Origin of the sequence: Salinibacter sp. (genome assembly GCF_042218895.1) — a bacterium.
Taxonomy (GTDB): domain Bacteria; phylum Bacteroidota; class Rhodothermia; order Rhodothermales; family Salinibacteraceae; genus Salinibacter.
In genome coordinates, this window is the sequence record NZ_JBDGQQ010000055.1 from 48,638 (window position 1) to 67,824 (window position 19,187).

Genomic DNA, 19,187 nt, shown 5'->3' on the forward strand with positions numbered 1-19,187 from the left:
AGTCAGGGTCTAATGTTTGAGTTAGGACATCAGGAGGGCAGGAGCACGCGGCGGCTAGAAGCTCAACTCAACCCCCAGGGTGAACGTACGTGGGCGCGGATAGCTTGTGTAGTCGACGCCCCGGGTCGGACGTGCAAGGCTACGGAAGCCAAGCCCGCGGCCTGTAACATTGGTGTTGACCTCCGGATCGTAGCCCTCATACGGCGTAATCACGAATACATTCTGCACGGTGCCGTAGACCCGGGCACGGCTCAGGCCGTACGCGCTCACGTTCGGGACATTGTAGCCAATCGTCAGGTTGTCCAGCCGGAAGAAGGAGGCATCCTGAACCCATCGTGACGAGTAGACCGGCGAGTGGTCAGCACTCGTCCCATCCTTGAACGTCTTTTGCAGGACACCGATTCCCCGGCCGAGATTACTCTTGGTCGTGAACTCCAGTGCCGTGTTGTTGAAGATCTCGCGGCCCTGCGCGCCCCGGAAGAAGGTGCTGATGTCGAAGTTCTGATAGCGGAAATCCACGTTGAGGCCGTATCGGAAGTCCGGGATCGGATTGCCGATGAAACTTCTCTTCGCCTCGCCGAGCGTCGTGGTCGTACCGTCGTCCGTCTTGTAGACCTCTTGTCCCTGATCATTGATACGGACGAAGACCGGTCCGTAGAAGGCCCCGATCGGGTGGCCCGGTTCCAAACGCTGTGCAGTGACGCCCGTCTGCCCGGCCCCGTTTACCGGGGTGTGATCGATGAATGTGCGTCCTCCGAGGCTTTGAACTTCGTTTCTGTTGCTGCTGATGTTTCCACTGAGCCGGAGCGACAGGGCCTCCCGATCCAGGATGAGGGCATTCAGTGAGGCCTCGATGCCGGTATTCTGCACCTCGCCTACGTTTTCGAGCTTCTGTGTGGACACGGCGGGCGGGGGCACGGAGACCAGGAGGAGAAGGTCGTCTGTGGTCTTTTGATAGAACTCAACGGTGCCATCGAACCGGCCCACAGTGAAGTCAAGCCCGACGGTGAGCTCCTCGGTCTCTTCCCACTTCAAATCCGGGTTCGGCGCCCGTCGCTGCGCAACCCCTGTCTGGATGTTTTCTCCTTGCCCAAAGACTCCCTGGAAACCGGGGTCCGGCGCAAGAACGGCCTTCGACTGGAGCGGCGGGACGGCCTGGTTTCCACTCAACCCGTATCCGACCCGCAGTTTCAACTGCGTGAGTGCGCCCACGTCCTGCAGGAAGCTCTCCTGAGCAAGATTCCACCCGATAGAGCCCGACGGAAACCAGGCAAACTGCTGTTGATCGCCGAACACGGAGGAGCCGTCGCGGCGGACCGTTCCAGTCAGGAGGTATTTGTTATTGATGTCGTAGTTGAACTTCCCAAAGAAGCCGATCTGCTCTACGAGTTGCTTCGTCGAACCGGGATCCTGGACGGACGATCCTCCACCGAGGTTGTTAAACAGCGTCGCGTCGGTTATGAAGTTCTGCGTCTCCACGCTCACCGCTTGCCAGGTCTCCCGTTCGTACTCCGCGCCCCCAATCACCTGAAGGGAATGGCCATCCAAGATTTCAGCATTGTATTCCAGCGTTGCTTGGGGCACGATGCTGGAGAGCGAGCGCTCGGCCTGCCGGGCCAACCCGCCGGAGTTCTGCCCGAACCACAGCGGCGGGCCACTCCCCGGAACGCCGGTACGCCGAATGCCCTCCGAGAGGTCAATCCCGAGCCGTCCCGTAGCCGTCAGGTTTTGCAGAAGGTCCGCCTCGATGCTGAAATTCCCCAGGATCCGCTTCTGGTCGGTGATGTCGGTGACTCGCTCCTGAAGTGCGATCGGGTTTTTGATCGAACTCGAGAACTCCTGATACTCGCCAGTGTCGGGGCTCCGAATGCGAAGGGTCGGATCCATTCCGATCATCCCCTTGATCACGCCTCCCTGGAACCCTCCTCCCTGGGCGTAGAAAAGGTGGTTGCGCTTCGCGTATGAGGCGGTCAAGTTCATGCCGAAGCGCAGGCGGTTGTCGAACTTCTGGTGATCGACATTGACGCGCCCCGTCACGCGCTGAAGGGCGTTCCGATCAACAACCCCCTCCTGGCGGAGGTAACTGACCGACGCGCGATAGGTGGTGGATTCAGTTCCCCCCGAAAGCGAGAGGTTGTGCTCGTGCTGAATTCCAGTCCGGGTTGCGGCGTCCTGCCAGTCGGTGCTCGGCCCCGAAAAGTCGCCCTGCCGCTTCTGGAAGCACTCCGAGAAGGTCTTGAACTGTCCCAGGTCGTTGGCACAGCTTTGTCCCTTCCGAAAGGCATTTCCACCGGCCAAGTCAAGCGGATTGGCCAGCGTTGAGGCCGACACTTTGCCCGAGTAATCGACCCGAATTCTTCCTTCCTGTCCTTCCTTCGTCTGAATTAGGACGACTCCGTTGGCCCCCTCGGAGCCGTAGATGGCCGTCGCGGACGCGTCCTTCAAGATCTGGATGGATTTGATATCCTGCGGGTTGAGAAGAGCAAGCGGGTTGGAACTGCTCGAGGAGCTGATGCCTCCTGCACTCGCCCCCGACGGGGTCACGTTCGTGTTGCTCACCGGCACGCCGTCGATCACATACAGCGGGTCGGTACCTCCCGTGATTGAGCTCGTCCCCCGAATCCGCATGCTCACTCCGGACCCAGGCTCCCCACTGTTCTCGAGCAAATTCACTCCAGCGACCCGGCCCTGAATCAATTCCTGAGGGCTCGCCTGCTGGCCAACATTGGCCTCCGCCACGTCGACCGAGGACACCGATCCCGTGATTTCCTGTCTCTGCTGGGTCCCATACCCGGTCACGACGACCTCCTCGAGCTTCTCCACGTCCTCCTGAAGCGCCACGTTAATGACGGTCCGGTCGCCCACCGTCTCTTCCTGGGCGATGTACCCGACAAAGGAGTACACGAGCACGGCATCCGGACCGGGAACCGTAATCTTGTACTTGCCCTGCGCGTTCGTGACCGTTCCGGTGGTCGTCCCCTTGACCGCGATATTCACGCCGGGGAGGGGGTTTCCCGTAGCGCCGTCAGTCACCGTTCCCGTCACAGTTTTCTCCTGGGCTAGGGCAAGGCCTACGCAGAGCATCGAAAGAAAGAGGCTGCAGAGGAGGGTTCGTACCGTGGTATATCGCATGTTTGCCGTGGAATTCTAGTGAGAGCAGGAGCTTGTGTAGAACCCCGGTCGCCCCCTCAGGCGTCGAGACCTCAAAAACGGTGGGAGCGTACGTCGTGGATCGAAAATTTGGAGTTACTAAAATTTGTGCGAGAACCCTCGGCACCGCGTCTTTCATGGACGGCGGGAAGCGCGTGGGCTTCGTTCCAAAAGGAATCCGCAACCCAAAATTCACGATCCGGAACCTGAGAGGTTGAGTACTCAGTGGAAGGGTTCAGCATTCGGAAGCCTCGCTTGGGGGATACAGCGACAAGACCGGTTCTTCCAGAATTCAATGAAAAGGCTTTCACAAACAGATCTTAAGAGGGTGCGATGAGAATTGCAAATCAGGAACTCCTGCATTCTAGGCCATTCCCATCAGTCTGAGGACGTACATCAAAAGCCAAAGCCTCCACGCTTCCGTCCTCGAAAATATTACGTCTTCGTAAGGTTAGCAGTCGATTCATGAAGAGTGTCCTTCAGGTCATCGGTTCGATCACCGGTATCCTGTTTTTCACAGCCTCCGTCGTTTTCCTGTGGGCGCGCTCGGGGCAGCTCGCCGACGAGAAACTCGTGCAGACGAAAACCTACGCGGCCCCTCCTGCTTCGCCGGACCGAGACACCTTCAGGGTCATGACCTACAATCTCGGACATCTCGCCGGCACAACCGACGATGGGACCGTCGACCGGCCCGATAGTCTCTTTTCCACGAACATGGATCAGGCTGTCGACATCATCCGGCGTGCCAACCCCGACATCGTTGGACTGCAGAACGTCGATTTCAGCGCGGCACGCTCCGGTTACGTCCACCAGCTCGACACAATCGCCACCCGGCTGGGATTCGCAAGCGCCGCGCAGGCAGTGAACTGGAATAAGCAGTATGTTCCCTTTTCGCACGGCCGACCCGTCGTCCAATTCGGCCGCATGGTGTCTGGACAGGGGGTTCTCAGCCGGTATCCGGTTCGCCGACATGCGCGCAGGGTGCTTGCCCGTCCTCCGCAATCCTTCTGGCGGGATGCGTTCTATCCCAACCGCCTCGTCCAGGTGACTGTAATCAGCATCGGGGGCTGGCCTCTGGTGGTGATGAATGTTCACTTCGAGGCACTCGACACGGCCACCCGCGAGGAGCAAGCGCGCACGGTGAACGCGCTCTACAAGCGTCTCGCTCAACAGGGCTTCCCAATTCTCCTCCTCGGCAACTTCAACGGCCTCATGCCCACGGTTGAATTGGCTACGCCCAGCGACGACGACACGATAGAACTCTTGCTGAAGGGGACAGAGTTGCGTCCAGCCCTCTCCCCGGAAGAGACGTACATAACGGGAAACTCCTCCCTCGGCACCTATCCGGCCGACAATCCGCGTCGCAAGCTCGACTATATCTTCTACCGACCTCAATCTATCATTCAGACGAACGCGGAGACCTGGTGTGGCGGCACGCCCCAGTCAAAGAACGCAAGTGGTTCCCCGGCCGCGCACCAACCGCAGAACAGAAGTACCCCGACAGCGGTCAAGGGTCCGACTCGGTCGCAGGACGGCGGCGTCCCGATAAGCACCGTGGAGGCCTCCCGACCGCACCGAGACTCTGTGGCGAACGCTTCCGGAAATGCACTCCCATCCGACCACTGCGCAGTCACGATGACTTTCCTTCTCCCCCGACCGAAGGATATGCTTCCGAAGAAGCGGATCCCTGGCGATAAACTCCCGTCCCTGGACAGTCTCATGAGCCCGTAGTCTCGAGCCAGCCGGAACCGTACCATTGGGAAGGGGAGACGCAAGCCGGAGACCCACTACGCCCGAACATTGGGGGGAAGCTGGACGAACGTGCTGCCGCCCGCGGTCACTGCTCCTCCTCCGGAATCTCCCGGACAATCCGGAAGCCCAACTGCGAGTTCTGTCCCCCCGGTCGGGCCCACGATCGGTTTGCAGACCGCATGTCCGACCCGGCGGAAAACCAGCCTCCCCCCCGAATGACTCGGGGACCGGATGGTCTTCCCCTGTTTACGGGGTCTACGCGATCACTCCGTTTGTAGAAGGTGGGGTCATAACCGTCACGCACCCATTCCCAGACGTTGCCGTACATGTCGCAGAGGCCAAACGGATTTCCTCGCTTCCGGCATCCCCGATGTGTTCGCCGCTCGGAGTTGTAGCTGTACCAGGCGTATTTGACGAGAGAGTCCTTCGCCCGTCCAAAGTGGAAGCGGGTGTTCGATCCACCCCGAACGGCGTATTCCCACTCCGCCTCCGTGGGGAGGCGATACAGGTCGGTGTCCTCTTTACTATTGAGTCGTTCGACGAAGGTACGGACTCGATACCACGACACACTGTCCACCGGCCGGTAGGGCCCCTGGAAGGCGCTCGGATTCCGATCCATGAGAGCCTCCCATTGAACCTGGGTCACCTCGTAGACGCTCATGTAGAACGGCTCCGTGATTTCTACTTCGTGAACGGGCCGTTCATCTCTTTGCCCATCGGTCGACCCCATCTGAAACGATCCCGCTGGAATTCGTTGGAACTGGATTCCGACGGAGTTTACATAGGTCGAATCGCTTTCTGCCGGTTGAGGGGACGTGTCCTCCCGAAGGTCACATCCTTGAACAATGCAAAGCCCGACCAGCAGTCCCCCAAGTCCCGTCAGGACTTCAACTGAAAGACGAGTCATGAGAGACTCTCCCGAGAAAGGGACGAGAGGTTTACGGCAGGACGAGGTCAACCGAGAAATTTTCTCGAACGGCGGGGGCGCCGCCATCGGAAACCGTGGTCGCCGTTCAAGCTGCCCTCCCGATTGCTCATCGTTCCAGAGGTTCCTCCGTAGGCCCCCTCACGCTCAGAGGCCATTCTGCGAGGGAAACACGGTCGTTTCCTTCTGCGGCCCGTCCCCAGCTCCGCATGTTTGCCGAACGACGAGCTTAGGAACGAAGACCGTATTCGACACCGGACTATCTCCCCCCCTTTCAATCTGATGTAGCAGACTCTCTACGGCTCGCTGTCCCATCGTGCGCGCCGGTTGACGAACCGTCGTCAGTCCCGCGCACTGGCTCAGCTCTACGTCGTCAAACCCGACAATCGCAAGATCCCCCGGGACCTCCATCCCCGCCTCTTGGGTTGCTCGTAGCGCCCCCATCGCCTGCCTGTCTGACGCGGCGAACACTGCGTCCGGGGCAGGCTCCCGTTCGAGCAATGCCTTCATGGCCCGGTACCCTCCTGTCTCCGAAAATGCAAACGGGCGCTCGTCGCTCGCCGCTATCAGACGGTCCTCGACGGGTCGCTCCTGCTCCCGGAGTGCCCGCTCGTATCCTTCACGCCGGAGCCGGGCCGGCGGCGGCTGGTACTCGACTGTGATGTGGCCAATTCGCTCGTATCCGTGATCGATCAGGTGGCGGGTGGCCTCGTAGCCCCCTTGTTCATTGTCGACCGTAAACGATTCGAACGCTGGGTGCTCTGTGTCGACCAGCACGACAGACTGGTTGGTGTTCCTTAGCCGACGGGCCCATTCGTCGGTCAACGGGACCGACAGCAGGAGAATGCCGTCGTTTCGACCGGGCTGCAGGGCCCGGGCCAGGCGCGTATTCAGGTCCTCCGGGCTGGACCGGTCGTGGATGAGTTCCTGTGCGTTTGCTGGGGCATGAATCGTCAGATCCAGGTTCCGATCCCTCAGCCCCTGCTGGATGCCTCGTATGACGTGCATGTAGAAATAATTCGCCACGACCGGTGCCACCGCGGCGATCTGGTTGGTGCGTTGCCGGGCCAAATTCTGCGCCGAAGCGTGGGGCTGGTAGTGCAACGCATCCGCCGCCTCAAGTACCCGCTCGCGCGTCTCCTCCCGGACTCTGGCCTCCTCATCATTGAAGACCCGCGAGACCGTCGCGGTTGAGACATCCGCCCGCTCGGCAATGTCGTAGATGGTTGCAGACACGGAAGAAGACGTTTGGGCAAGAAAACTCACGGAAGGATCTGTACCATAGTCCCCTCCAAAACTAATGTCAAACCATGACTTCCCGGAGCGACGACCCGGAGGAGGTAGTGGCGGCTGCATTCAACCGTCGTGGTGCCTGGGGGATCAGGGACGGAATACGCCTCGTCGTGCAGCAAGGGGTAGGCATCAATGGACTTGCGCTCGCCCGGCGCCGGAGGGCCTAGGGACGCTTCGGAGTAATCAGCAGCCCCAAGTCTGGAACGGACGCTAGGGTGCAGGCTCGGGAACAGGTTCCGTGTCGGGCGTTGGCTCGGGGGAGGCTTCCTCCGTCTCCGCTTCGTCCTCGTCGCTGGTCCAGTAGATCTCAACGAGCATGGCCGCGGGGCCCACGAGAAAGAGCGCGTAAAACGGCGCCGCGACGAATTCCCCCAGCCGCAGAAAGAACTCCGCGACCGCAATCAGGGCCGCAACTCCCATTTCACCCTTCGGCGAGGAGACGGTCGTCTTCGGGTCCGTAATCATAAAGAGGGCGAAGAGTTGATACATCGGCCCAGTAAGCGGGGCCACCGCTGCCCAGAAGCCGTCTCCCGTGACGTATCCCCGGACAACCGAGAGTGCGATGAAGGCAACGATGTACGTGGCCGTGACGTGGAAGCGCTTGACTTTCCAGATCGTGTAGAGCCCGACGATCCAGATGACGAGCATCGCCCACATGTTGTTGCCCCACTGCGTGTTGAGAGGGGCAATGTCGAACAGGCCGTACGCTGCGGGGAAGAAGAGGACGCAGAGCCCAAAGTTGGACGGATTCCAGAGGTGACGTCCCTTCACCTGGAGCACGTACTTCGACATGATCGACACCACGCTGCACAACGCAAATGGCCAGAGCGCTGGCGACCGCACCAGAATGCCCACACTGATGCCGGAGGTGTAGGCGCTCGCTGGGTGGGCCCAGCCCCCCCACGTGAGACGTCCCAGGGCCAGCTCTGTAGCGATGGCCGTTCCGATGGCCAGCGCGATGGCGTCAATGCCCCGCAGGATTCCAAACGACACGTGGCCCGCCACGAGGATCAGCGAAATCAGAACCGGCGGGACGAGGCGGACGTCAATCTTGTCCATCATGGCTCCGTCACGTCGTGGATGGTGTTCATCTCAGGGGACTCGATCGTCTGGGTCGTGCCGGAGGGCCATCGGATCACGGCCTTCTCGACTGTTGGGTTGGAACCGAGGCCAAAGTGGATTCGGCGCTGGTTCTGCGAGGCGAAGCCGCTCCCCCCGTGCACCTGCTGCACCTGCTGCTGGTCGTTCCAATGGAGTGTCACGCGCGTCCCGATGGCACTCCGGTTGCTCTCGGTGCCTGTGAGCTCGAACGCGATCCAGCTGTGCTGGGGGTCAACCTTGTTTCTGTAGACCTCCACCGGCCCCCGCTGGTTGGCAACCACAGCGTCTAACACGCCGCGGTTCTGGAGGTCGACGAGGGCCACCGCGCGGCCATCGTGGGTGGAGGCGCCCCCCACGGCCGGCGCCACGTTCTGGAATTGGCCGGCCCCATCGTTGATCCAGATGCGCGTTTGTTGATGGCCGGACAGGCTGCGCCCCTCCATGGCCGGCCAGTTCGCAGCGTTCGCGATAATGTCTTCGTTCCCCCCCGCCACCTTCGAGAAGTCATACCAGTAGCTCGCGCTCTTCGAGCCGGAATAGAACCCGTTGACCACAAACAGGTCCTGCCACCCATCATTGTTCAGGTCGCCGAACTGGGCCCCGTAGCTCCACCCTGCCCGGGCCACGCCCATCGTGCCGGCAAGATTGTCGAACGTAGGCGTCTCCCCCGACGCAGTGGACCCGGCCATCCACAGGTTGTTGCCCTGCACGAGAACGCCCTCCTCCGTGAGGTTGCTCACGTAGAGGGCCTGCGTGCCCCGGTTCATCACGTCCCCCGTCGACGCGTTCATTCCGCTTTTCGGAATGCGGCCCACGTTCGAGGCCCGGCTCGCGGCGCGGAAGCGCTGCCCCTTCACGTTCACGAAAAACTGGTCGGCCCCGAAATCATTGGCGATAAACAAGTCCGGGTAGCCGGACCGGTTGAAGTCAGACGCGACCGCCGCGAGGGTCCATCGCGTGCCAGTGAGGCCCCACTCCTCCGATACCTCCGTGAACGTCCCGTCGCCCTGGTTCAGAAAGAGGTAGTTCTGGCCGCCATTTCGGGCATACTCGTAACTCTCGGGCATGACGCGGGTCGTTTCCAGATTCCAGAGGTCAAACGTCGCCGGGTAGAATCCACCGACAAGCAGGTCGAGGAATCCATCCTGGTTCGCGTCGAGCCAAATGGCCGTGCCGGCGTTCATCCAGTCGGGCAGGCCCTTGAGATGATCGGTCACCTGCGTGAAGCCTGTACCGTCCTCATTGCGGAAAAGCATGCACTGCCCCCACTTGTAGAGGAAAAGGTCCTCGTCGCCGTCATTGTCGTAGTCGCCCCACACGCTTCCCATCGAGGTTCCCGTTCCGCGCTGATTGACGTTGGCGAGGCCCAGCTCGGGAGCAACGTTTGTGAACGTACCGTCCCCCTGGTTGCGATACAGCGCGTTCTCGGTTCCATACTTGCTGTTGGTAACGTAGAGGTCGGAGTATCCGTCCCCATCGTAGTCGGCCACGGACACAGAGGCTCCGATCTGCGCCACCTCAGGCATGATGTGGCTGAGGGACGAGTCGAGGTTGGGGGCGTGGTGCGTGAAGTCGATGCCGACCTCCTGAGCAACATTTTCGAGCACGAAGCCGTGACGCTCAAGAGCCTTCTCGCGGTCCATCGGGCCGCCCGATGCTTCTCCCGACCACTGCGTGATCACCAGCGGGGCAGCCAGCAGTCCGACGAAGACCACGCTCAACAGTCCCCGAATGAGAGTTTGGTTCGTCACGGCGTTCCAGAACGATTGGCGTCAAACGATAGCGCGCGGTGGAAACGGCGCGGGGCGACGTATCGAGTGTGGTACGTCTCCCAGTCGTCTGGATGCATCTGGTATGCCGGATCTTCCTCCAGAGGTCCAGGCGGTGTCGAGTAATCGTCCATGCCGTGGTAGGGGAGGGGGCGCACGGTCCTCGAGTGGCCCGTGTTAAAGTCGCCGTCCTTCACCCATCCGTCCCCCACGAGCACGAAGTCCCGCGTCCAGCCGTCCGGGGGGGCAGGCGGTGCCGGAAACCGAAGCACCATTTCATCGCCTGCGTTCATAATAACATAACGATCGTCAGTCTTAGAAACTAGTTCATCCACGGGTCCAAATCGGGTGTGGTAGCCCCTAAGATCCCGCCACATGCGGGTCGTTGTGGCAATTGAGTCGTACACGGGCACGGTAGGCAGGCGCCGTTCCGTCTGAACGACCTTCGAGAAGCCCCGGTCCCGCAGGTGGGCTGAGTCGGGAGAGAGCAGATGCGTCTTGAGCTTCACATCCGGTCGTCCAGGAGCCCAGGCGAGCCGGTCCCAGTAGATTTCCATGTTGGTCCGCAGGCGCACGCGACGGGGCCCGTCAGGCCCAACCACCTCCGATAGATCGATGAGCATGGTCTTCGATTTGCCGGCCGGGAACCCGATGTTTGATCGCGCGACCTTCCATCCCCCATCCCCGTCTGGCACCTCCAGGGTGATGCCCGTCGGGGGAGCGAAGTCCCCCTGACCGATGGCGAGGTTGAGCGAAGTGTCCGTCGGGTACACCCAGCCGTCGGCGACGAGCCAGAGGGGGCCCTCGGCGGGCACGTCGTCGCCCAGCCGGACCTCTACGTAGTGTTCTTCGGCTCGTCCCTGGAACGGCCCAAGCTCGAAGGTGTCGAGGTAGCGCCCGTCGTTTTTCTGGACGAGGGCCGTTACGTCCCGTCCGTCCTGGTCCCACGCCTGTGCGACCGGCTGCGGTGGGGCAAGAGGGGTGAGGTCTTGATCAGGGGGCGGCAGATGGAAGCGCTCGTCGATCCGTACCGTCGTACCCGCCGGATGATCGACGGCTACGAGTTCGACACGGTCGAAGAAGTGACTTTCCCACAGCTCCCCGGTGATTCGCACGTCGTACATTCCGTTGCGCCGCCCCACGTGCTCCCCCGGAATGAAGATCCGGTCCTCACTGTGAATGACCTGGGCCTTCCCCTGTGCGTTGATGCGAAGGCCGAGGGCAGTGCGCCAGAGGAAGTCCGTCTCGAATTGCATGTCCTCGCCATCGTAGGTGTAGACCCACGGGCACGATCCCTTCAGTCGCTGGCGGGCGAGGGCAGTTTGGGTCGATACAAGGTTGAATTCGGCCTGCACCGTGCCGTTGGGCCAGATGATACGGGCCACGTCGGCCCCGCTGCGGCGGCCGAGACCGAAATGAACCGTGGGCTCCGTGATGGGCCGCTTCTGGTAGAGCAGTCCCGCTCGGAGCTCGATTTCGCCGCCGATGCCGTACGGATTGATACGACGATCGCCCTGGGTCCGGGCGGCGCGGGGCTGAATCCGCTGTGACTGGTAGTTTTTTGTGCCTTCGTTCGTCAGCCGCAGCGGCGTTCCCGAGTCGCTGAGAGCCAGGAGATCGAGCCGCCCTTTGCCACGCACATCGGCGGCCGAGAAGACCGTATGCTGAATGGGTTCGGAATGGGGAATGTACGCGCCGGTCGAGTCGCTAAGCCAAATGGTTCCCGCCCCAGGAGTTGCCTGCACCAGGTCGAGCCCTCCGTTGTTGTCCAGGTCCCCTGCGAGCAGGCGTGTCCCCGACACGGGCGTGTCGTCGGGCAGGGGTCGTCCGCTCAGGAGACGATCGGTCTCCCATCCGGTGGAGGAGGCCGTGAGGCGGGACACAGCCCCGCTGGCCCGGAGCAGGAGAAGGTCCATGGCCCCGTCTCGGTTGACGTCACCGACCGAGAGCCCCCGTCCCGAAGCGAGCGTGTCGGGCAGGATCCGGGGCGAGAAGCGGGGCGTGCCGGACCGCTTGTTGTCATACACGTGGAGCTGTCCTCCGGCGTCGAGCATTGCGGCATCGGGGGTCCCGTCGGCGTCGAGATCGGACCAGACAAATGCACGGAGTGCACGCACTTCCGAGAAGAACGACCGCGTCGCGAACGTCCCATCTCCATTGTTGCGCAGCGTGACTGGGGGGGCCGACTGGCGGGCCAGCACAAGATCAAGGTCCCCATCCATGTCGAGGTCGGCAGGCCAAACCCCCGCGTATGCCTCACCGCGGACTGCGGCCGGCACAGCCTCCTCCGATACGTTCTGAAATGAGCTGTCGGCCTGCTGACGATATATCCGCACGCCGTCCTCCCCTGCCGCAGCAAGGTCGACGCGGAAGTCATAGTCCATGTCGAAGGGCGTGGCGACGTGCCCCATCGGCCGGTCGCTCGTCGTCCCTCCTGGGAAGGGCACCGTCACGACGCGCCCGAGGCCTGTTTCAATGCGGAGCGTCTCCCCGTCCGTCATCATCACGTCGGGCGGCACCTCTTCCGCCAGTGTCACGTGTTGAATCCAGTCCCACTGGTCCGTCGTGCGGAGGGAGTCGGCCGTGAACGTGAGGCCAGTATCGGCAGGCGCCGGCTGAGGGTCAGGGGGCGTCATTCGGAAGAGACGGATGACAACGCTGGCGCGCTCAGCGAGGCTCGGGGGCTGAACGGCCGCCTGATCGGCCTGGTACGCTGGGGTGCGCTTCAGGTCGTTCTTGAGAAACGCGATTTGCGCGGCTGCTTTTGGCGGCGTGGCGGCGACCTTCCGGACAGCCTGTAGCGACGACCGTGCGGCGTCGGGCCAGGAGGACGTGCGGTTTCCAAGACGATCGAGGGTCTTTCGGAGCATCGCCGTCTTCCCGGCCTTGGCCGCGAGCCGAGCGCGCTCGACGAGCACGACTAGATTGTCGGGGCTCTGTGCAAGCAGGCGATTCACGAGGCGCAGTGCATCTTGGGTAGCCGTCTCTCCCCCCTGCTGTTCGATCACCTGCGCGAGCGTGTAGAGGGCCGCTCGATTCGTCGAGTCGAGTTCGACGGCCCGGCGGAGGTGCGAGATGGCCTGTTCGTAATGCCCTCGCTCCCGTTCCAGCAGCCCGGAGAGCAGTTGCATCCGTTCACTCTCGGGGGCGAGCGTACAGGCCTGTTCGAAGTGCTTCGCGGCGGTCTCCAGTTCGTTCTGCTGGAACGCAAGCAGGCCCCGGTTGGCCCAGACGGCCGGCTCGCCCGGAGCAAGCTTTGCGGCCGTTTTCAGCTGCTGCTCGGCCCGGTAGTTCTCGCCGACCTGGAGTGCCGATGCGCCCGTGTAAAACGACGTGACGGCCTTTTTGTACTCCTGCGAACCGGGCGCGGGCACGCGCTCCGACTGGCACCCTCCGAGTCCAATCACTAAGCTGAAAAACAGGACCAGTACGCCCGTAAATGAAGCGCGTCGCATCGCTGGCTGAGAAGATTGAACAGGGGATTGCGGCGAGTGCGCACCCTCCGTACCTACTGGATATTTTTCTCATAGGTCCGGATGCGCTACCGTGTGTACCCCAGGCGCCAGCGAACTGACACTGAGCAAGGACTGCCCACGGCGACATGGCCACTGTGCCGTTCCCGATGGGTGTCATTCCTGGTTCGCTTGAGACGGCCAGGGGCGCTTGGTGCGGCGCTCAGAACTGGTCGGCGGCTTGCAGGGGGCTGTGCTGAATTGAACGGACGGGGGTGGAACCGCGCCGCCCCGATTCTAAAATGTTAGGCGGAGACGCGCGTTGAGGGTGCGGGGCGTGAGCCGCTTCGGAACGCGCGACCAGTCCTTTGTCCAGCTGTAGTCAACCGTGTTGTCCATGTCGAAGAGATTGAGCACCTCGACGGTAAGCTCGAGGTTGACCGGCGCCCCGATCCCGTCTTCAGTGATCTCGATGCGCTTTGTAGCCCCCACATCCACGCGCCGATACGGCGGGAGACGGCCACTCATTCGGTCTCCGGGCACGCGGATGCGCCCGTCCGACCCCGGTTCCAGAGGCGTGTAGGGAAGGCCGCTGCCATACAGGAGGCGCATGTGGAGCTTCCACGACTTATCGCCCGGCACGTAGTCCTGCAGAAACGCCGAAAAGGTGTGTCGTTGGTCGGCGGGACGGGGGATAAGGCCCTTGGTGTATTCGTCCTGGTACTGTTCTTTGAACCGCGCACGGGACACCAGGAAGCTGTAGTTGAACCAGCTGTCGAGCCCCGGAACGAGCTCACCTCGCAGTTGCAGATCGAAGCCGTAGGTGTATCCGTTCGCGTCGTTTCTGCCCGAATACTCGACCCGCACGTCGTCGATGCTATACGAGATAATGTCGTTCAAATCCTTGTAGTAGGCCTGCGCACGGAGGCTGAGGCGCTGCTGCGGGAAGAAGTACTCGCCCCCCAGCACGTACTGAATCGACTGTTGCGAGTTGATGTCCCGGTTGAGAGCTTCGTCGATCGACTCCTCGTCTTTGGGCTTGCCTCGAAGCTCCCGGTAGGTCGGCTTCTGGTGGTAGATGCCCCAGGAGCCGGTTAGGGTGAGCCGGTCGTTGGCGGTGAAGCGGGCTGAGAGCCGCGGTGAGACGGTCCACTCCCCGTTGAACGAGAAGTAGTCCGCCCGCACGCCTCCTGTCACGACGAGCCGATCCTTCGTCGGAAGCACGTCCACCGCATCCTGCAGGTAGAGTCCCGCCTGCATTTCGTTAAAGGTGGCCGAGTCTTGGATACTGTGAACCGTAATGCGCCGCTCAGGCGTTTTGATAACATTTTTCTCATCGAGACGATCGCGGAAGTGCAGGCTCCGCGCATGCCACCCCCCCTCGAGTTCATGACGCCCAAGAATCCACGTGTAGCGGCCCCGGCCGGTTAGCCGCCGAACATTGACGACGTTGTCGGCCTGATTGATGTGGGTCGATCGCTCAGAGAGCTCTCTTCCCTCCCGGGAGTCGGGATCGCTCCCGGGATCAACCTTGAAGACCTTGGCCTGCCCTGTGATGTCGAAAGACTCCGTTTCTTGAGTCTCGAAGTAGGCGAGGTCGTGCTCGATCTGCACTCGATCGGAGAGATCGGTGTTGAGGCGCACGCCTCCAAACGTTGTGGTGAGCCCGTCCTGTCGGGCTCCGTTCAAGTCCTGCCAGAAGGCCTTGAAATCGGAGGGACGTTCGGGATCGAGACTGATGACCCCAAAGTAGGTCTTCTGCTGCTTTGGATCGAGCTTGAAGGTGTGGTCGGACCAGATGCCAAGGGCCTCGATCGAGACGCGATCGGACATCCGGTAGGTAACAAAGCTCTGCACGTCCGTGGAACGCGGACTGTAGTCGCCCTTCAGGTCCTGCGTCCCGAAGAAGCGTCCGGGACGGGCGTGTCGCACCCCAAGCGTCCATCCGAGGTCCCCATCGAGGGCTGAGGACTGGGCGTGCACGTTGGCATCGAGCGTCGAGACGGAGGCCGAGCCGCTGAGAGGCTGGTTCTTTGGCTGCGCGTACTCCACCCTTAGGGCCGAGGACAGCTTGCCACCGTACCGCACCGGAAAGCCTCCCGTGTAGAACGTGATGTCCGACGTGAGGGCCGGGTTGATCATGCCGAGTCCTTCCTGCTCGCCCTGCCGGACCCGAAACGGCATGAACACCTCGAATCCATTGATGAAAACAAGGTTTTCGTTGTACCCCCCTCCGTGCACCGAATACTGCCGCGTAAGCTCATTATTGGTCGCCACCCCCGGCATGGTCTTGAGGGCACGAAATCCGTCCTTGAAGGGCGTCGGGATGTCCTGCACGTTCTTCGGGTCCACCTTGTAAACCCCCGGGCGATCCGGCACTTCGGCCCCTGTGACCGTTACCCCCTCCATTTCCAGAACGGTCGAGGAAAGGGCGACGTCGAGCCGGTTCGTCCCCTCCGTCACGGTCACCGAATCGGTGCGCGACGAAAATCCGACCGCCGAGAAGCGAAGAAGGTACTTCCCAGTGGGAAGCTGGAGGCTGTAGCGGCCGTTGGCTGCCGTTGCCGTTCCGTAGTCGGTTCCCCGAACCAGAATCGTAACTCCGGACAGGGGCGTGCCATCGGTCGAGTCCGTAACCGTTCCCGTGACTGTGCCCCAGGTCTGTGCCTGAGCGGTCATGGATCCCAGAAGACAGCACGCCCCAATCAGAAGAACACGGAAGAAGCGCATCGTGGACTGACGAGTGCTTTCAGAGTGCCGGCGACAACCGTATCGGTCGGGCGAAGGGCGTGTGGGAGGCGTTTTCCGACAGAGCAAGAGGAAGATCGCAGCGGTGAGGGCCAATTTTCGATGCCCCACCGACGACCCGGTAGCAAGTCGACGATGGATGGTTCGGCCCATCTCCGAAAAAGTTCCCCGACGAATTTATAATCCCATCGACTTCACCGATGCGGACAGAGGGCAGTAGTGACCGCCGCTGGTGCGCCGCGCGACCCTTTCTCACTGCGCGGCGACGAGAGGGGGACGGGGACCATCGGTGGCAACCGACTGCAGAGACGGGGAGGGTGGTCCCGCTCAGGACAATTGAGGAATGCCAGTGCTTAATACCGGACAGAGCGAGATCTGCGTGCGGGCACCGTCGTCCGCTACATCATCAGTACAACCGCGAGGGCCAGACACACAGCGCCGATGGCGAGAATGACCACGTAGAAGAAGAGCAGGATGACGGCCTTGAATGCCGTCTTGATGAGCCCCTGCTCGTAGACATGGCTCATGGCAAGAATGAGATACAGGAGGGGAGCAACTTCCGCGCAGGTTCCGGCCACGCTAAGCCACGCACCGCCCAGCTGGTCGAGCAGGATGCCAGTCGCAAAGGCAAAGAACGCGAATGCGTGCACGTGCAGACTGAAAACCAAGTGCTCAGCGTAGAGGCGCCCGCGCCGTACGTACAGGAGCTTCATCAGTAGCGCAAAGATCGGAAGCATGAGGAACATGAGATAGGGCCCCCGGTCGATCGTTGATTCGGCGAAGCCCCAGGGGTCCTCCACGACTTTCGGGATGTTTTGGAACAGCGTCTGCTCCAGGTAGGTGTCGGCGGTTTCCTGACTGAACTCTTTTCTGAGCGAGTCCGCAATCACGCTGCGGCGTCTCTGAGAACTGAGAAGCTCCTTTATGCTTAGATGACTCGAATCGTCCCCGGCCTCGTCGGGCCCATGGTTCCGCCCTACCGCCAAGCCTGTGCCTTCAACCGAGTCGGCCTCGGTCGGCGCGAGGGTCGAATCAGGGGCCAGTGGAGCCGCTGGTGCGTCGCCCACCACCGACGCGGGAGCGACTGTCGCAGTATCGGCTGGGGGGGCTGGCGCGGATGAGGAGGGGGGGAACAGCAGCCCAAAACCTCCGGTGGTGGTAAGCGTGAGAACCGTGAAGAGCAGAAAGGTTGAGAACAAGTAGAGCCGGAAGGGCCGGATGTAGCGCTTGCGCCGACCGTTGATGTATTCTTTCGTGAGCCGACCCGGCAGGAAGAGGAATTTGGGCAACGTATGGAGCACCCGCATATCCAACTCGAAGACGGCCTCGAGCGCCTCGTTGAGCATGTGCCAGATCGGCACGATGCGGTCGGCCGCCTTCTGTCCGCATTGCGAGCAGTAGGGGCCGTGGAGCAGAGCGCCGCAGTTTTCACATTGATCCTCCAGCGTGCCCTCATCCGAGGCTGCGGCGCTGCCTGCTCCTGAAGAGGGACGCGCAGACGACGCGCTGGTCGCGGTCTGTCCCGTGGCCCCCGACCCAGACTCGACCTCTTCGTCAAGGTCGGCGAGGGCCTCGACCTGAGCCAGGGCGTCCTCGGCGGCTGCACGCGCCTCATCTGGATCCGAAGCCGCTCGTCCGGACAGATCCCCGTCGCCGGACTTCTCCGGGTCGTCGGGGCCAGATCCAGGCGGCGGAGCGCTCATGGGCAGAACCGGGCGAGCAGTGAGCGTGACGTTGAGGATCCGTTATAATCCACGTACGGCGCCGCTGAATGTTACGCCCGTGTGGCACATGGTGTGCAGTGCCCGGCGAGGCTACGACCGGACGAAGTTCCCAATCCGAAACACGCAACACTCAGTACGCCTGCGCAAAGAGGACGCGGCCTTCGGAGGGCTCCCCCGTGAGCATGTCTGTGCCTTCCTCGTGCTCGTCCCGGTCGAACGGAATGAGCCGGATGGTGGCGGAGGTTTCGTCCTGGATGCGGGCTTCCGTCTCTGGCGTGCCGTCCCAATGGGCCCACGCAAAGCCGCCGCGCCCAATCACCTCACGGAACTCGTCGTAGTCGTCGACGATGTGTGTGTTGCTCTTCTGGCGCTTCTGGGCCCGGTCGTAGAGGAACTGCTGCACGTCGCCGAGCGTGTCGACCACACGCTGGACAATCCCCTCCTGGGGGACGACCTCTTTCTCCTGCGTGTCGCGGCGGGCCATTTCTACGTTGTCGTTTTCCAGATCGCGCGGCCCGATGGCGAGGCGCAGTGGCACACCGCGCAGTTCGTGCTCGTTGAAGCGCCAGCCTGGGCTCTGCGTGTGGTTGTCGTCCATTTTCACGCGGAGGCCGTGATCCTCCAGCTTCTCCTGTAGGCGCTCGCACTTCTCCATCACTGGCCCCTCCTGCTCGTCGTCGAAGAAGAGGGGCACGATCACGACCTGGTGCGGCGCCAGCTTCGGGGGCAGGACGAGGCCCTGATCGTCGGAATGGGTCATGACGAGGCCGCCTACGAGCCGTGTGGACACGCCCCACGAGGTGGCCCACACGTACTCCTCTTCGTTGTCCTCGTTGGTAAAGGTGCAGTCGAACGCCTTCGCGAAGTTCTGGCCGAGGAAATGGCTGGTGCCGGACTGCAGCGCCTTCCCGTCCTGCATCATCGCCTCGATGCAGTAGGTGTCCACCGCGCCGGGGAAGCGCTCGCTCTCCGACTTGCGCCCCTTTAGCACCGGCATCGCCATGTAGTCCTCGGCGAACGTGGCGTAGACCTCCAGCATGCGCTCGGCCTCCTCCACCGCCTCCTCGCGCCCGGCATGGGCGGTGTGGCCCTCCTGCCACAGAAACTCGGCGGTGCGCAGGAAGAGCCGCGGCCGCATCTCCCAGCGGACGACGTTGGCCCACTGGTTGTAGAGCAGCGGCAGGTCGCGGTACGACTGGATCCACTTCGAGTACGTGTCCCAGATGATCGTCTCGGAGGTGGGGCGCACGATGTAGTTCTCGCCCAGCTCCGA

General features: G+C 62.0%; 11 protein-coding genes. 2 read left to right on the forward strand and 9 right to left on the reverse strand.

Annotated elements, in window-relative coordinates; genetic code table 11:
* Positions 1 to 54: 54 nt before the first annotated feature.
* The gene (locus tag ABEL04_RS05935; RefSeq protein WP_375801468.1) at positions 55 to 3,132 is read right to left on the reverse strand and encodes a SusC/RagA family TonB-linked outer membrane protein; all 3,078 of its coding nucleotides are present in this window, start codon (positions 3,130 to 3,132) and stop codon (positions 55 to 57) included.
* Between the two features lie 483 nt (positions 3,133 to 3,615).
* Between ABEL04_RS05935 and ABEL04_RS05940 the strand changes: the two genes are divergently transcribed.
* A complete protein-coding gene (locus tag ABEL04_RS05940) occupies positions 3,616 to 4,881 on the forward strand; it encodes an endonuclease/exonuclease/phosphatase family protein (RefSeq protein WP_375801469.1) in 1,266 nt (421 codons plus the stop codon).
* Between the two features lie 106 nt (positions 4,882 to 4,987).
* Here the strand turns inward: ABEL04_RS05940 and ABEL04_RS05945 are convergent, their stop codons facing one another.
* Positions 4,988 to 5,809, reverse strand: coding sequence for a formylglycine-generating enzyme family protein (locus tag ABEL04_RS05945; protein WP_375801470.1), 822 nt, complete (start codon positions 5,807 to 5,809; stop codon positions 4,988 to 4,990).
* A 165-nt stretch (positions 5,810 to 5,974) separates the two neighbouring features.
* Positions 5,975 to 7,063 (reverse strand): LacI family DNA-binding transcriptional regulator, encoded by a 1,089-nt coding sequence (locus ABEL04_RS05950; RefSeq protein ID WP_375801471.1) that lies wholly within the window; start codon positions 7,061 to 7,063, stop codon positions 5,975 to 5,977.
* A 74-nt stretch (positions 7,064 to 7,137) separates the two neighbouring features.
* Here ABEL04_RS05950 and ABEL04_RS05955 point away from each other — a divergent pair, with 74 nt between their 5' ends.
* On the forward strand, positions 7,138 to 7,287 hold the full coding sequence (locus tag ABEL04_RS05955) for a hypothetical protein (protein WP_375801472.1): 150 nt from the start codon (positions 7,138 to 7,140) through the stop codon (positions 7,285 to 7,287).
* A gap of 43 nt (positions 7,288 to 7,330) precedes the next feature.
* Here the strand turns inward: ABEL04_RS05955 and ABEL04_RS05960 are convergent, their stop codons facing one another.
* The 6 genes from ABEL04_RS05960 to ABEL04_RS05985 form a co-directional block, all read right to left on the reverse strand.
* Positions 7,331 to 8,179 (reverse strand): hypothetical protein, encoded by an 849-nt coding sequence (locus tag ABEL04_RS05960; RefSeq protein ID WP_375801473.1) that lies wholly within the window; start codon positions 8,177 to 8,179, stop codon positions 7,331 to 7,333.
* Complete coding sequence (locus ABEL04_RS05965; RefSeq protein WP_375801474.1) at positions 8,179 to 9,972, reverse strand: CRTAC1 family protein; 1,794 nt, start codon at positions 9,970 to 9,972, stop codon at positions 8,179 to 8,181. Before ABEL04_RS05965 ends, ABEL04_RS05960 begins: the two co-directional genes overlap by 1 nt.
* Entirely contained in the window at positions 9,969 to 13,445 is a 3,477-nt protein-coding gene (locus ABEL04_RS05970; RefSeq protein WP_375801475.1) for an FG-GAP-like repeat-containing protein, read from the reverse strand. Before ABEL04_RS05970 ends, ABEL04_RS05965 begins: the two co-directional genes overlap by 4 nt.
* Before the next feature lie 294 nt (positions 13,446 to 13,739).
* Positions 13,740 to 16,172 carry a TonB-dependent receptor domain-containing protein gene (locus ABEL04_RS05975; RefSeq protein ID WP_375801476.1) on the reverse strand — a complete coding sequence of 811 codons (2,433 nt, stop codon included), beginning with the start codon at positions 16,170 to 16,172 and terminating at the stop codon, positions 13,740 to 13,742.
* A gap of 416 nt (positions 16,173 to 16,588) precedes the next feature.
* A complete protein-coding gene (locus ABEL04_RS05980; protein WP_375801477.1) occupies positions 16,589 to 17,893 on the reverse strand; it encodes a DUF3667 domain-containing protein in 1,305 nt (434 codons plus the stop codon).
* Positions 17,894 to 18,044: 151 nt separating this feature from the next.
* The coding region (locus tag ABEL04_RS05985; RefSeq protein ID WP_375801478.1) for an aminoacyl--tRNA ligase-related protein at positions 18,045 to 19,187 on the reverse strand (1,143 nt) is incomplete at its 5' end.